Source organism: Nocardioides sp. GY 10127, assembly GCF_004919085.1.
GTDB lineage: Bacteria > Actinomycetota > Actinomycetes > Propionibacteriales > Nocardioidaceae > Nocardioides.
Window position 1 is genome coordinate 146,593 of the sequence record NZ_STGL01000002.1, and the last position, 14,337, is coordinate 160,929.

14 protein-coding genes are annotated in these 14,337 nt (G+C 74.2%); 1 reads left to right on the forward strand and 13 read right to left on the reverse strand.

What is annotated here, in order from left to right; all coding sequences use genetic code 11:
• The 13 genes from E8D37_RS02445 to thrS all read right to left on the reverse strand — a co-directional run bounded on the left by E8D37_RS02445 (nt 1) and on the right by thrS (nt 12,568).
• Nucleotides 1-558: an alternate-type signal peptide domain-containing protein gene (locus tag E8D37_RS02445; protein ID WP_168929584.1), complete on the reverse strand. Its 558-nt coding sequence runs from the start codon at nt 556-558 to the stop codon at nt 1-3.
• Between the two features lie 261 nt (nt 559-819).
• Complete coding sequence (locus E8D37_RS02450) at nt 820-1,218, reverse strand: hypothetical protein (protein ID WP_136568187.1); 399 nt, start codon at nt 1,216-1,218, stop codon at nt 820-822.
• Nucleotides 1,215-1,835: a SipW-dependent-type signal peptide-containing protein gene (locus E8D37_RS02455; protein WP_168929585.1), complete on the reverse strand. Its 621-nt coding sequence runs from the start codon at nt 1,833-1,835 to the stop codon at nt 1,215-1,217. The genes E8D37_RS02450 and E8D37_RS02455 overlap by 4 nt, the downstream gene beginning before the upstream one ends.
• On the reverse strand, nt 1,825-2,412 hold the full coding sequence (locus E8D37_RS02460; protein WP_136568189.1) for a signal peptidase I: 588 nt from the start codon (nt 2,410-2,412) through the stop codon (nt 1,825-1,827). Before E8D37_RS02460 ends, E8D37_RS02455 begins: the two co-directional genes overlap by 11 nt.
• 1 nt (nt 2,413) lies before the next feature.
• Nucleotides 2,414-3,064: an alternate-type signal peptide domain-containing protein gene (locus tag E8D37_RS02465; protein ID WP_136568190.1), complete on the reverse strand. Its 651-nt coding sequence runs from the start codon at nt 3,062-3,064 to the stop codon at nt 2,414-2,416.
• 200 nt (nt 3,065-3,264) lie between these two features.
• Nucleotides 3,265-4,173, reverse strand: coding sequence for a pyridoxal 5'-phosphate synthase lyase subunit PdxS (gene pdxS / locus E8D37_RS02470; RefSeq protein ID WP_136568191.1), 909 nt, complete (start codon nt 4,171-4,173; stop codon nt 3,265-3,267).
• Between the two features lie 88 nt (nt 4,174-4,261).
• Nucleotides 4,262-4,876 (reverse strand): phosphatidylinositol phosphate synthase, encoded by a 615-nt coding sequence (gene pgsA, locus E8D37_RS02475; RefSeq protein WP_136568192.1) that lies wholly within the window; start codon nt 4,874-4,876, stop codon nt 4,262-4,264.
• A 12-nt stretch (nt 4,877-4,888) separates the two neighbouring features.
• Nucleotides 4,889-5,710 carry an inositol monophosphatase gene (locus E8D37_RS02480; RefSeq protein WP_168929586.1) on the reverse strand — a complete coding sequence of 274 codons (822 nt, stop codon included), beginning with the start codon at nt 5,708-5,710 and terminating at the stop codon, nt 4,889-4,891.
• Nucleotides 5,710-6,222, reverse strand: a complete 513-nt coding sequence (locus tag E8D37_RS02485; RefSeq protein WP_240770167.1) for an HIT domain-containing protein — start codon at nt 6,220-6,222, stop codon at nt 5,710-5,712. The genes E8D37_RS02480 and E8D37_RS02485 overlap by 1 nt, the downstream gene beginning before the upstream one ends.
• A 68-nt stretch (nt 6,223-6,290) precedes the next feature.
• Entirely contained in the window at nt 6,291-7,121 is an 831-nt protein-coding gene (locus E8D37_RS02490; RefSeq protein WP_136568193.1) for a TetR/AcrR family transcriptional regulator, read from the reverse strand.
• Nucleotides 7,122-7,197: 76 nt separating this feature from the next.
• Nucleotides 7,198-9,093, reverse strand: coding sequence for a 4Fe-4S binding protein (locus E8D37_RS02495; protein WP_136568194.1), 1,896 nt, complete (start codon nt 9,091-9,093; stop codon nt 7,198-7,200).
• Nucleotides 9,094-9,105: 12 nt separating this feature from the next.
• A complete protein-coding gene (locus E8D37_RS02500) occupies nt 9,106-10,092 on the reverse strand; it encodes a diiron oxygenase (RefSeq protein ID WP_136568195.1) in 987 nt (328 codons plus the stop codon).
• Between the two features lie 487 nt (nt 10,093-10,579).
• Complete coding sequence (thrS, locus tag E8D37_RS02505) at nt 10,580-12,568, reverse strand: threonine--tRNA ligase (RefSeq protein WP_136568196.1); 1,989 nt, start codon at nt 12,566-12,568, stop codon at nt 10,580-10,582.
• A 274-nt stretch (nt 12,569-12,842) separates the two neighbouring features.
• Between thrS and E8D37_RS02510 the strand changes: the two genes are divergently transcribed.
• The gene (locus tag E8D37_RS02510) at nt 12,843-14,315 is read left to right on the forward strand and encodes an amidase (RefSeq protein ID WP_136568197.1); all 1,473 of its coding nucleotides are present in this window, start codon (nt 12,843-12,845) and stop codon (nt 14,313-14,315) included.
• The last annotated feature ends 22 nt before the right edge of the window (nt 14,316-14,337 follow it).

Genomic DNA, 14,337 nt, shown 5'->3' on the forward strand with positions numbered 1-14,337 from the left:
TCAGACCTGCGTGAGCGTGATCGAGAGAGCGTCGATGAACGCGGTGACGTTCATGTTGTCGAGCGCGTCGGTGGCCCCGCCGTCGGGGAACGTGATGTTCAGGTCCACGGTGACGACGTCGCCGTCCGTGACCGAGAGCGTGGTCGCGCTGCCGGTGATCAGGCTGGTGGCCGAGACGTCGGAGCCCTCGAAGTCGTCCAGGGCGTAGGTGGCGGCGAGGTTCATGAACGAGGCGTTCGTGAGGGACGGCTCGGAGACCTCGAGCTCCGCGTGCAGGTTCGTGCCGATCGCCGAGATGTCGAAGGTGCACTCCATCGACAGGACGTCGCCGGGGACGAGGGTGACCGAGGCGAGGTTGACGCCGTTCTGCGCGACGCCCGACAGCCCTCCGGACAGGTCCCAGGTGCCACAGCTCGGGGTCCAGCTGAGGTCACCGGTGGTGATGGTCTTCTGTGCCTGGTCGGCGTTCGTGTTCCAGTACGCGAGCGACCCGCCGCCCCCGAGGAGGAGGACGGCGGCGGTGGCGGCAGCGAGGCCGCCCTTGACGGTGTTCTTCATGGGGGGAATCTCCTGGTGCATGGCGGTGGGGGGGGTTCCCGGCTCCCTCCCGAGGTGCCGGTGACGATGAGATTGGCCTGAGGTCACGGGCGCCTGAACCCTTCGCGGTCGGGTCCGACCGAACGCAGCGGTCCGGGTCTGACCCGGGCCAGGCGTCCGTAGCCCGTTCGGGCTACGTCCCACCCCGGTCCACCTGCGAAAACGTGTGCGCGGTCGCAGCCCGGTCCAGTCCGCGACCAGACCACCGGGCGGGCGCTCGGGTCAGGTGCAGACGCCCACGAGACCGCCGACGACGGTGACCGTGCGGGTGTTCGAGGCGGTCGAGACCCACGTGCTGCCCAGCAGCGCGGAGACGGTGACGGTGCTGCTGCCGAGCACGGCCGTGAACGACTGCGACAGGGTCGCGGCCGACACGTCGTGGTCGGCGCCGCTGTAGCGGACGCGGTAGCCCGTGGCACCGGGCACGGCCGTCCAGGTGACCTGCGCGCCGCCGAGGGTCAGCAGCCCGCAGCTCAGCACCGGGCCGGTCGGCCCCGCCGCGGTCACGGTGGTGCCGGTGAGGGCACCGGCGTCCGACCAGGCCGCCTCGGCGGCGCCGCCCGTCGGCGTCACCAGCACCAGCAGCCCGGCCGCGAGCGCGGGGAGCAGCCGCCGGCTCACGTCACGACCGAGGAGGCCTGGACGCTCACGGCCACCGTGGCGACCACCCCCATGAGCGTGGAGGGCGCGGCGGCGTCGAGCGCGACCTGCACGCACAGCGACGTCGAGCCGCCCCCGGCGAGCGGGCCCTGGGCGGTCACGACCGTCGCCGAGGACGAGGTGAGCGCCACGTCCGTGGCCAGCACGGTCCCGCCGGTGCAGGTGGCCGAGGAGCCCGAGCCGGAGCGGGTGCCGCCGGCGCGGACGGTGAGCCGCAGCGCCGTCGCGGTGGAGTAGGCGGTGGCGCCCGCCCCGCCCAGGCTGCTGCTGAGGGTCCACGACAGTGCCGCGGTGCCGTTGTTCTGCACCACGACCACCTCGGCGGCCGACGAGCCCGGCACCATCGCGGCCATGGTCAGGGTCGTCGAGGCCCGGTTGTCCGACCCGTCCAGGCGGACGTCGAGGGTGCCGGCCGTGACGGTGGTGCCGGTGAGGTCCGCGGAGTCCGTCCACGCGGCCCAGGTCGGGCGGACGCCGACGAGGCCGAGCAGCGCGAGGCCGACGAGCCAGGGGGCGGCTCGTCGGCTGTCTCGTCGGCGCAGTCGACGGGGGCGGGGCCGACGGCGACTACCCGGCACGGTGGAGCCCGACGGGCAGGGCCGCCGTGCGACGCCGCGGCCGGGGGTGACGCCAGGCCCGCACGAGCGTGACGGCGGCATAGCCGAACAGCCAGGTCGCAGCGCCGAGGGCGGCGAGCCGGCGCTGCTGGTGGTCCAGCAGCAGCGAGAGCCGGCCGAGGAGCGGCACGGAGTACCAGACCTTCCCCCGCACCTGCTCCGGGCGCACCCAGGCCGCGTCGGGGACGGGGTTGGCGTCGCCCTGGGTCCGCAGCCAGGTCCGGCCGTCCGGGCCGACGGTCTGGGCCACGACCCGGTGGGTGACGACGTCCGGGCGGTCGGAGGCCACCTGGTAGGTGATGACGTCGCCGACCCCGATCGAGCCGGTCCCGACGTCCCTCACGACGACGAGCGCGCCGGGGGCGATGGTCGGCGTCATCGAGCCGGTGACGACGGCGTAGGGCACCGCACCCGACACGGCGGGCAGCCCGACGGCGAGCACGAGCGCCGAGCCGGCCAGGAGGGTGACGAGCAGGGCCACGCCGGTGACGAGCGGGTGGACGAGGCGGCGGGCGCCGCGCAGCAGCAGGCCGGCCACGTCAGTCGTGCACCTGGTCGAGGCTGACGGTGTAGCCGCCGATGTCGGCGCTGGTCAGCTGGGTGGTGTTGTCCGCGGTCCCGGCGTAGGTGATGGTCAGGGTCGCCGCGATCGTCGCGCCGTCGTCGGCGTCGGTCACCTCGGTGGCGGCCACGGAGTCCACGGTGAACGTCCCGCCGACCGACAGCTCGCCCGCGAGGGCGCCGGTGGCGGTGGGCGAGGTCGTGGAGAGGGTGGCGCGCAGGTGCTCGCCGGTCGCGGCGAGCGTGAACGTGCAGTCCTTGGTGAGGACGTCACCGGGCACCAGCCGCTGGCTGGCGGGTAGGAAGGCCGCGCCGGCCGGGTCCTCGGCGGAGTCGAGGGTCCACCCGGCCGCCGCGCACGTGCCGACGGTGGTGTCGGTGAGCGCCATGCTGCCCGCGGTGAGGTCGTCGACCCCGTCCACGGCGATGCCGTCCGTCCAGCTCGCCAGCGTGCCGCCCACCTGCAGCAGCACCAGCACGCCGGCGCCCGCGGCGAGCGCGCTGCGCACGTACGGCAGGCGACGCCCGCGGGCACGGTGGCTGTGCGGGCCGGGGTGCGGGCCGAGGTGCGGGCCGGGGTGCGGACCGGGGTGCGCGGCGCCGGGCCGAGGGGCGGGCAGGATGGGCATGGGAGGGCTCCGTGGATGAGGGGGACGCCCTACCCATCGGCAGCCGGACCAGACGTCCTGCGGATTTCCCTCACGCGTTCTTCACGCGCTTCACACGCCCCTCACGCGAGGCCCTCCCGAAGGGGCCCGCCACCGGGGGCTCCACCCGCCTCATCGGTGGGCGGAGCGGGGGACGCCGGCGACGCCGGCGTCCCCCTGGCTCACCAGCCGCGCTCGGCGAACTGGATCGAGCGGGCCGGCTCGTCCACGTTGATGCCGACCATGGCCTCGCCGAGGCCGCGGGAGACCTTCGCGACCATGTCGGGGTCGTCGTAGAAGGTCGTGGCCTTCACGATCGCGGCCGCGCGCTGCTCGGGGTTGCCGGACTTGAAGATGCCGGAGCCCACGAAGACGCCGTCGGCGCCGAGCTGCATCATCATCGCGGCGTCGGCCGGGGTGGCGATGCCGCCCGCGGTGAACAGGACGACGGGGAGCGTGCCGGTGCGGGCGATCTCGGTGACGAGCTCGTAGGGCGCCTGGAGCTCCTTGGCGGCCACGTACAGCTCGTCCTCGGGCAGCGAGGTGAGCCGCTTGATCTCGGCGCGGATGGTGCGCATGTGGGTGACGGCGTTGGAGACGTCGCCCGTGCCTGCCTCGCCCTTGGAGCGGATCATCGCGGCGCCCTCGGTGATGCGGCGCAGCGCCTCGCCGAGGTTGGTGGCACCGCAGACGAACGGCACGGTGAACTGCCACTTGTCGATGTGGTGGGCGTAGTCCGCGGGGGTCAGCACCTCGGACTCGTCGATGTAGTCCACGCCCAGGCTCTGGAGCACCTGCGCCTCGACGAAGTGGCCGATGCGGGCCTTCGCCATCACCGGGATCGAGACCGCCTCGACGATGCCGTCGATCATGTCGGGGTCGCTCATGCGGGAGATGCCGCCCTGCGCGCGGATGTCCGCGGGCACGCGCTCGAGGGCCATGACGGCCACGGCGCCGGCGTCCTCGGCGATCTTGGCCTGCTCGGGGGTGACCACGTCCATGATCACGCCACCCTTGAGCATCTCGGCCATGCCGCGCTTGACGCGGTCGGTGCCGGTGACGGACTGCTCGGTGTGCTGCGACTCGCTCATGAAGCGCATGCTACGGCGCGACACGCCGGAGCCGTGAGTCCGCCCGCCCCTGCTCGGGACGAGCGGTCCGCAACGTCGCCGGGAGGCCTCAGAGCGGGCGGCCGACGGCCTGCTTGTAGACCTTCCGGATGCGGAACACGACCGTGTAGGTGTTGGCGAACGCGAGGATCCACAGGGCCGCGTACATGAGCCACGGGAAGCCGAAGATGGCCCCCAGACCGGTGGCCACGAGGATGAGGACGAGGCGGTCGGCCCGCTCCGCGAGCCCGCCCTTCGCGTCCAGGCCCAGCGACTCGGCCTTGGCCCGCGCGTAGGAGGTCACCGCGCCCATGACCAGGCAGTACAGGCTCAGGCAGAGGTAGACGTAGTGGTCGCCGGGGCCGGCGAAGTACAGCGCCAGGCCGCCGAAGACGGCCCCGTCGCCGATCCGGTCGAGCGTGGAGTCCCAGAACGAGCCGAACAGCGACGAGCGGCCGGTGCTGCGCGCCATCTGCCCGTCGATGAGGTCGGAGAAGACGAAGCAGGTGATGAACACCGTGCCCGCCAGCAGGTGGCCGGTCGGGTAGAAGACGAGCGCGCCCGCCGCCACCCCCACCGTGCCGACGAACGTCACCGTGTCGGGGCTCACGCCCATCGCCACGAGGAGTCGCACCACCGGCGCCAGCACGACGCCCTGCCAGAAGCCCTTGAACCTGTCCAACATCGCAGCGGGACCCTACCTGTCCCGGCCGAGAAGCAGCGCCTCGGCCTCCGCGACCGCGGTCGGCGCACCCGTCACGTTCCACCGCTTGCCGCCGGCCTCGACCAGGCTCGCGGCTCCCCCGACGCCGAGCACGAGCGCGGCCCCGGGCAGCCTGTCCCAGTCGGGCAGGCTGTGCTGGAACTGGAGGCCGAACCGGCCCTCGGCCACCGCCGTGGAGTCCATGGACGACGAGCCGAGCGAGCGCGTCGTGGCCAGGCCCTGCACCGCGCGGCGCCAGGCGTCGCCCACGGGCCCCACCTGCCAGGTGGGGTGCAGGTAGGTCGCCGCGCCGCTGTGCGCGAGGTCCACGTCGTCGAGCCGCGGCAGCGGCACGCCGTTGCGGGTGGTGGGCACGTCGGGGCCGCCGACGAAGGTGCGGGCCTGACCCGCGTGGTGGCCGGGGTCGTGCACCGCCCCCAGCAGGACGTCGGTCGCGCCGGTCGTCCCGACGGGGCGCAGCGCGAGCGCGGAGCACCACCACGGCAGGCCGGCCACGAAGTTCCAGGTGCCGTCCACCGGGTCGATGACCCACTCGCGGCCGGAGGCGGACTCGCTGGTCGCGCCCTCCTCGCCGAGCACGCCGTCGTCCGGCCGCTCCTCGGCGAGCCGGCGCAGCACGTGCGCCTCGGCCGCCTTGTCGGCGGCCGTCACGACGTCGGAGACGCTGGTCTTGCGGTCGGTGGCGATCCGGCCGTCGGACTCGGCCCGCATGGCGGCCGCGAGCTCCGCGGCCTCGCGGACGAGCTCGCCGGCGAGGCGGACGTCGTCCTCGCTCACGTGCATCGCGGCCCCCATCAGCCGACCCACCGCTCGGCCAGCAGCGCCCGGGTGTCGCCCAGCAGCTCCGGCAGCGTCTTGGTGCGCCCGATGATGGGCATGAAGTTCTGGTCGCCGGGCCAGCGGGGCACCACGTGCTGGTGCAGGTGCGCGGCGATGCCGGCCCCGGCCACGGCCCCCTGGTTCATCCCGATGTTGAAGCCCTCGGCGCGCGAGGCGGCCCGCAGCGTCGCCATGGCCTGCTTGGTCAGGTCGGCGATCTCGGCCGCCTCCTCGTCGGTGGTCTCGTCGTAGAGGCTCAGGTGGCGGTAGGGGCAGACCATGAGGTGCCCCGGCGCGTACGGGTACAGGTTGAGCAGGACGAACGCCCGCTCACCGCGCCGCACGACCAGGCCGTCGGCGTCCTCGAGCCGCGGTACCCGGCAGAACGGGCACTCCCCCGACGACGCGTCCGCCGGCTTGTTCTCCCCGCGGATGTAGGCCATCCGGTGCGGGGTCCAGAGCCGCTCGAGGTCGTCGGGGCCGCCCACGCCGTCCTGGACGAAGGCGGCCGGATCAGCTCCCGGCTCCTGGTGCGCGGCCGTGGGCTCGGGGGCGTTCACGCGGGGGCTTCTCCGTCGTGGTCGGGTACGGGCTGGTCAGGCGGTTCGGGCGGTTCCGGCAGGTCGGTGCCGGCCAGTGGCGGGCCCTCGAGGATCTCCACCAGCGGCTGGTCGCGGTCGAGGTGGACGCCGAGCGCGCGGGCGTGGCCGTCGAGCAGGTACCAGACCGAGTCCGTGACCGTCTCGGCCAGCACCACGGCGTCCGGCCGACGCTCCGGCAGCGCGAGCCAGCGCCGCACCGCCGAGACGACGGCGCCGACGAGGCCGTAGGTGAGGGGGTCGAGGACGGCCACGTCGTCCTCGGAGAGCTGCCCGCCCAGCAGCTCCAGGGCGGCGCTGATGAGGGCCAGCACCTGCCCGGCCACCACGTCGGTGCCCTGCGTGACGACCCCGGGGCCGGCGGGCCCGCCGAGGTCGGACTCGATCATCCGGTGCAGGGCGGGGTGGGCCGCCGACCAGGCGACGTAGGTGGCGACGATGCGCTCGATGATGTCGCCGATCGAGCCCTCGAGCGTGACGGCCGGCAGCAGCTCGTCGAAGAGCCGCTGGACGATGTACGCCTGCACGGCCGCGTCGAGGTCGGCGCGGTCGGCGAAGTGCCGGTAGAGGACGGTGCGGGAGAGGCCGGCCCGCGCGGCGATCGCGCTGACGGGCACCTCGGCGCCGGGCTCGGTCTCCTCGACCACGGCCACCGCGGCGGCCAGCACCTGCTCGCGGCGCTCGGCCTTGTGGGCGTCCCAGCGGTCACGGCGGCCGTCGCGCCGCGGCACGGCGCGCCCCGGGGCGGGCGCGGCGGAGGACGGGAGCTGCGGCTCGGCGCCAGCCATGCCCCGCCACCTCCTGCTCGTCGGCCCGCGGCCGGGTGGCCGGGCGTGGCGCGGGAGCCCGAGGACGCGCTCCGGCTCAGCCCGTGGGGACGGACCGGCGCCGGCTGCGAGCGTACCGGCCCGGACGCGCCCGGCGGGTGACGGGCGGGAGAACGTCGGTGGTCGCCGCGAGGCGCAGCATCTCCTCGACGTCCACGACCTTGCAGCGGCTGCGGCCGGCCTCCGCCCCGCGGCGGCGTTCCTCGGCGTCCACCGCGCGCCAGCCGGCGAGGTCGACGACCCGGGTGCCGCGGGCCGCGAGCAGGTCGTCGATCCCCGGGCGGGCCGTGGGGCGCGCGGTCTGCGCGTCGGCCTCGCAGGCCTGGCGATCGAGGTGGTCGAGCAGGGCGCCGACCGTCTCGGCCGCGCACGCCTTGTTCGCACCGATGGTGCCGCGGGGGCCGCGCTTGGCCCAGCCGACCACGAAGTCCTGCTCGCGTCCGGCGACGGCCCCGCGCTCGTGGACGACCGTCCCGCGCTCGGGGTCGTGGGGCAGGTCCGCGACGGGCTCGCCGAACCAGCCGACGGCGCGCACCACCAGGCGCGCGGGGAGGAGGTCGACCTCGCCCGTCGGCAGGGGACGTCCGTCGGCACCCGGGCGGGTGGCGGACAGCTCGACCGCCCGCACGGCGTCCTCGCCCAGGACGGCGACGGGAGCGGCGCCGAAGCGGAGGACGATGCGGCGGCGGGGGCGCCCGCCGGGGAGCGGGCCGCGCGGCGTGGCCGCGGCGAGCCGGGCCAGGGCGCGGCCCCGGGGCGTCGAGGCGTCGGGCAGGGCCCAGGCTCCGGGGTCGAGGAGCACGTCGACGCCGTCGGCCGGGGCGGCCAGCGCCTCGAGGCCGAGGATCTCGGGCAGGGAGAACGCGGCCTCCGCCGGGCCGCGGCGCCCGAGCACCACCACCTCGGTGAGCGAGGAGGCGGCGAGCTCCGACCAGGCGAGGCCGGCGACGTCGGTGCCGCGCAGCCGGGCGGGGTCGGTGGTGAGGACGCGCGCCACGTCGAGCGCGACGTTGCCGGTGCCGACGACGAGGGCGCGGTGGCGGCCGTCGTCCTCTGCCCTGCTCTCTCCCCTGCTCTCTCCCCTGTTCTCTGCCCTGTTCTCTGCCCTGTTCTCAGCCCTGTTCTCAGCCCTGCTCTCGTCGGCCGGGGTGGGCGCCGGACCGGCGGGGCGGGAGGAGAGGTCGACCGGGAGGTCGACGAGGTCGGGGTGGCCGTTGTACCAGCCGACCAGCTCGGTGGCGCTGACGCTGCCGGGCAGGTCCTCCCCCGACACGCCGAGGCGCTTGTCGGACGCCGCGCCGACGGCCCAGACGACGGCGTCGTAGCGCTCGCGCAGCTCGGCGGCGCTCACGTCGGCGCGGCCGCCCGCGACGTCCTCGTCGGTGCCGACGCTCGTGTGGAGGAGGTAGCGGAAGCCGGGCTGCGCCTCGATCCGCTCGAACAGGCGCTGGACGCGCTTGGTGTCCGGGTGGTCCGGCGCGACCCCCGCGCGCACGAGCCCGTGCGGGGTGGGGAGCCGGTCCAGCACGTCGACCCTGACCTCCGGGTGGCGGAGCAGCTCGTCGGCCGCGTAGAGGCCTGCGGGCCCGGCGCCGACGACAGCGACCCGGACGGGCCGGGTGCTGCGCAGGCGACGCTGGTGCGGCACGCGGGCGACCGGCGTGCGGTCGGCGTGCGGGTTCGTCTCGAAGTAGGCCGCGTTGGCCTCCAGGAACGGCAGCTCGGCCAGGCTGAGCTGCGTGTGCGGCTTGATGGCGTCCACGGGACAGGCCGTGGCGCAGGCGCCGCAGCCGACGCAGGAGTCCGGGTCGACGTGCAGCATCTCGGCCTCGGCGAAGCCGGGCTCGCCGGGCGCCGGGTGCAGGCAGTTGACCGGGCAGGCGACCACGCAGGAGGCGTCCGCGCAGCAGGCGCGGGTGACGACGTAGGGCACGGTGGGTCGCTCTCAGGCGGCGGCCGAGGCCGGCTCGCTGCGGAACCGGGAGGAGCGGCCGTCGATCTTCATCAGCCGCCAGACCCGCCGCGAGAGCGGGTTCATCATCCCGGCGCTCTCCGCGAGCATGCGCACGTCGGCGAAGAGGTCGCGCAGGAACTTCCGGGAGCCGGGTGAGCGCCAGTAGACCTCCTTCATCACCTCGTCGGGGATGCCCATGTCCCGGCGGGCCTTGCGGCTGGGCACGAGGATCTCGTTGCACAGCCAGCGCATCACCACGGGCACGAGCAGGGAGAGGACGAACCGCTCGCCCCGGCCGAGCCGCGCCGAGCTGTGCTCGAGGTACTGGTGGGCGAACCCGATGTGCCGGGCCTCCTCCGCGACGTGGATCTGCATGATCCGCCGCAGCAGCGGGTGGGTGTCGTGGCCGGCGCGCAGCACGGACTTCTGCAGGTGGTCGATCGGCTCCTCGCCGGCCAGCACGCCCCAGAAGAACGCGTGCGGGTAGCGGCGCGCGACCAGCGGCAGCAGCATGGCGGTGGCGCGGAAGAAGGTCGAGCCGCCCGCGACGTCCTGACCGGAGCGGTTGACGAACTCCTGGAACATCTGGGTGTGGTGGCACTCCTCCGTCGCCTCGTGCGTGGAGTACCGGAACTCGGGGCTGCCGTTCGGCAGCGCGAAGGCGAAGTTCATGATGCCGGCGATCAGGAGCTGCTCGAACTGCAGCCCGACCTTGGTGACGCACGCCTGGCGGTACAGCCCGATGCGGACCTGCTCGGCCTCGGGCAGGGAGCGGTACCACTCGGTGCGGCCGAGGACGTCCTCCGCCGGCAGCCGCCAGCGGCGGTCGGTGGGGTCCACGGCGTAGGCCGGGTCGTCCCAGGAGATGTCGGTGAAGGCGTCGAAGTGGTGCTCGACCGACGCCTCGGAGAGCGTGCGCAGCCGGTCCTCGTACGCGAGCCGGTCGAGCGGGTCGGAGCGGTGGGGGGTGGTGGTCATCGCGGGTCACCTCGGGTGGGGAGGGAGCGGAACTGACGTGACGACGTTAATGCGACACGGTGTCGCTTGTAAATAGTTAGCGCGACAGCGTGTCGCATACACAGTGCATCGGGTCGGTGGGGGGCGGTGTGTCAGCAACGTTCTGGGGCCTCCACCAGGTTGCTCAGCCACCGGTGACCCCCGGCCGGCCCGAGGGGCGGTGCGCCAGCAACCTCCTGCCGGCCCCACCACGTTGCTCAGCCACCGCCGACCCCCGGCCAGCCGACCAGAGGTGCGTCACCAACCGAATCCCACGCCCACCACGTTGCCCAGCCACCGCCCACCCCCCGGCCGGCCCACCGGCGGTGCGCCAGCAACCTCCTGCTGGCCCCGCCACGTTGCTCAGCCACCGCCCACCCGCAGCCGCACCCGCCAGGAGCGGGCCGGACACGCAGCAGCGCCCCGGACCAGGTGGTCCGGGGCGCTGCGGGTGGAGCGGGCGCGGAGGTCAGACCTGCACGCGGGACTGCACGGCCTCGACGACACGCTGGACGGCCTCGGCGATCGGCACGCCGTTGTCCTGCCGGCCGTCGCGGTAGCGGAAGGAGACCGCGCCCGCGGCCTGGTCCTCACCGCCGGCGATCAGCATGAAGGGCACCTTCTGCAGCTGGGCGTTGCGGATCTTCTTCTGCATGCGGTCGTCGGAGTCGTCCACCTCGACGCGGATGCCGGCCTTCTTCAGCTCGGCCGCCACCTCGTAGAGGTAGTCGGCGAACGCGTCGGCGACCGGGATCGCCTGCACCTGCACCGGGGCGAGCCACGGCGGCATGGCGCCGGCGTAGTGCTCCACCAGGACGCCGAGGAAGCGCTCGATCGAGCCGAACTTCGCCGAGTGGATCATCACCGGCTGGTGCTTCTGGCCATCGGCGCCGTTGTACTCCAGCTCGAAGCGCGCGGGCTGGTTGAAGTCGTACTGCACGGTGCCCATCTGCCAGGTGCGGCCGATCGCGTCCTTGGCCTGGACGGAGATCTTCGGACCGTAGAACGCGGCGCCGCCCGGGTCGGGGACGAGGTCGAGACCGGTCTCGGTGGCGACGTCCTCGAGCACCTTGGTGGCGACGACCCAGTCCTCGTCGGAGCCGACGAACTTGTCCTTCTTGGAGTCGTCGCGGGTCGAGAGCTCCAGGTAGAAGTCGTCGAGGCCGAAGTCGCGCAGCACGCCGAGCATGAAGGACAGCAGGTGCTTGACCTCGGCCGGGGCCTGCTCGGCGGTGCAGTAGGAGTGCGAGTCGTCCTGGGCGAAGCCGCGGACGCGGGTGAGGCCGTGGATGACGCCCGACTTCTCGTAGCGGTACACCGAGCCGAACTCGAACAGCCGCACCGGGAGCTCCCGGTAGGACCGGCCCCGCGAGGAGAAGATCAGGTTGTGCATCGGGCAGTTCATCGCCTTGAGCTGGTACTTCGACCCCTCGAGCTCCATCGGCGGGAACATCGTGTCGGCGTAGTACGGCAGGTGGCCCGAGGTGTGGAACAGGCCGTCCTTGGTGATGTGCGGGGTGCCGACGTAGGAGAAGCCCTCCTCGATGTGGCGACGGCGGACGTAGTCCTCCATCTCCCGCTTGATGATGCCGCCCTTGGGGTGGAAGACGGGCAGGCCGGAGCCGAGCTCGTCGGGGAAGCTGAAGAGGTCCAGCTCGCGGCCGAGTTTGCGGTGGTCGCGCCGCTCCGCCTCCTCCAGACGGTGCAGGTAGGCGTCCAGCTCCTCCTTCGAGGGCCAGGCGGTGCCGTAGAGGCGCTGGAGCTGCTTGTTCTTCTCGTCGCCGCGCCAGTAGGCGGCCGCCGAGCGCATGAGCTTGAACGCGGGGATGCGCTTGGTGGTGGGCAGGTGCGGACCACGGCACAGGTCGGACCAGGCGGTCTCGCCCTTGCGGTTGACGTTGTCGTAGATCGTGAGCTCGGCGCCGCCGACCTCGACGTCCGCCCCCTCGGCGGCGCCCTCGGCGTTGCCGGAGCCCTTGAGGCCGATGAGCTCGATCTTGTACGGCTCGTCCTTGAGCTCGGCGATGGCGTCGTGGTCGGAGACGGGCCGGCGCTCGAAGCGCTGGTTCTCCTTGATGATCTTGCGCATCGCCGACTCGATCTTGACCAGGTCGTCGGGGACGAACGGGGTCTCGACGTCGAAGTCGTAGTAGAAGCCGTCGTTGACCGGCGGGCCGATGCCGAGCTTGGCCTCGGGGAAGAGCTGCTGCACGGCCTGGGCCATCACGTGCGCGGTGGAGTGGCGCAGGATGTCGAGGCCGTCCTTGGAGCCGATGAGCACGCCCTCGACCTCGTCGCCCTCGACGAGCACGTAGGCGAGGTCCTTGAGCTCGCCGTTCACGCGGGCCGCCACGACGTCCGCGTCCTCCTTGAAGAGCTCCCAGGCCTTGGTCCCCGTCGTGACCTGCCGCTCCGCACGCTCATCGGCGTTCACGAGGACGATCGTCAGGTCGGACACGGGGTGCTCCTTGGAGTAGCGGTGGGGTCGGCGGGCGTCGACGTCGAGCGCGCCGTGGCCCACGCCGTCGGCGACGGGCCACCCACAGGCTATCGGGCGGCCCGCGGCGGGCCCCAACCGGTTTCGACCCCGCCGCCACCACCGGCTCACGGCTCACGCGTCGGGGCCGCACAGGCCCCGGCACCAGGGTCGAACGTCCCTCCGGGGGGTTCGCGCCACACGCCCGCAACACGGCCGGAACGTTGCTGTTCACTGTGAGGGTGAGGATCTGGCCATGACGCTCGCGCCCTCCGACGCCGCCCGTCGGCGTCCCCACGTGCGCCCCCGCCCCGACACGGTCGTCGGGCCCCACGACGGCCCGGCCGGCTGGCCCGCGGCCAAGGTGGCCGACGCGGTGCGGCGCGGGCTCGTCTCCGCCGAGTCCGTGCTCGAGGCGCACCTGGCCCGCATCGACGTCCACGACGCGGTGCTGCACTCCTTCGTCCTGGTCGACGCCGCCCGGGCCCGGCAGGACGCGCGCGCGGTGGACGCCGCGGTGGCAGAAGGGCACGACCCCGGGCCGCTCGCGGGCGTCCCGTTCGCGGTGAAGGACAACATCGACGTGGCGGGCGAGGTGACCGCGTGCGGCTCCCTGGCCCACGGCGGACGCCGGGCAGCGACCGACGCCGAGGTGGTGGCCCGCCTCCGGGCCGCCGGCGCGGTGCTGGTCGGGCGCACCACCATGGACGAGCTCGCGATGGGCGCCTCCACGATCACCGCCGCGACCGGGCCGGCCGGCAACCCCTGGGACCCGGAGCGCTCCCCCGGCGGCAGCTCGGGCGGCTGCGCCTCGGCCGTGGCCGCGGGGCTGGTGTCCTTCGCCGTCGGCACCGACACCGGAGGGTCCGTGCGCGAGCCGGCCTCGCAGTGCGGCGTGCTCGGCCTCGCGCCCACGCCCGGCCTGGTGAGCACGCAGGGGGTCGTCCCCTACGCCCGGGGCTTCGACCGCGTCGGCCCGCTCGCCCGGGAGGCGGAGACCGCCGCCCTCGTGCTGTCCGTCCTCGCCACCCGCCCCGAGCACGGCGTCACCCCGGACCTCGCCGAGGCGCGAGACGGCCGGGTGCTCCGCGGCCTGAGGCTCGGCGTCGTCCGCGAGCTCAGCGAGCTGCCCAACACCGCCGGCGTGCGCGAGCGGGTCGGTGCCGTGCTGGCCCGTGCCGAGGCCGGGGGCGCCGAGCTGGTGCCCGTCTCGGTGCCCCAGGCCCGCGAGGCGCTGGAGGCCTACCTGCTCGTGACCTCGGTGCTCGTCGCTCCGGTCGTCGCGCCCTGGGTGGCCACCGGCCGCGCCGGCGCGCACGTCGTCCGGCGTCACCGGGACGGGCGGGAGCTGGCCGCCGGCAGCCCCGCGCTCGACCGGGCCCGCCTGGTCCGGCGGCGCCTGCGCACGGCCCTGGACAAGGCGCTGGACCCCTGCCGCCTCGGGGTGGACCTGCTCGTCTCCCCCACGATGCCGACCACGGCACCGCTGCTCTCCGCCCTGCGCACCCCGAGCGGGCTCGAGGGCATCACGGACCCGGCGCTGGCGCCGTACACGGACTGCTGGACCGTCGTCGCCAACATGGCCGGTCTGCCGGCCCTCTCGCTGCCCGCCGGACCCAGCCACGAGGACGGGTTGCCGGTGGGCGCCATGCTCACCGGTCGGCGCGGCGAGGACGCGCTGCTGCTCGCGGCGGCCGCGGCCCTGGCGCTGCCGGCCGAGGAGTCCTGAGGCAGGCCCTCGGGCGCACCCG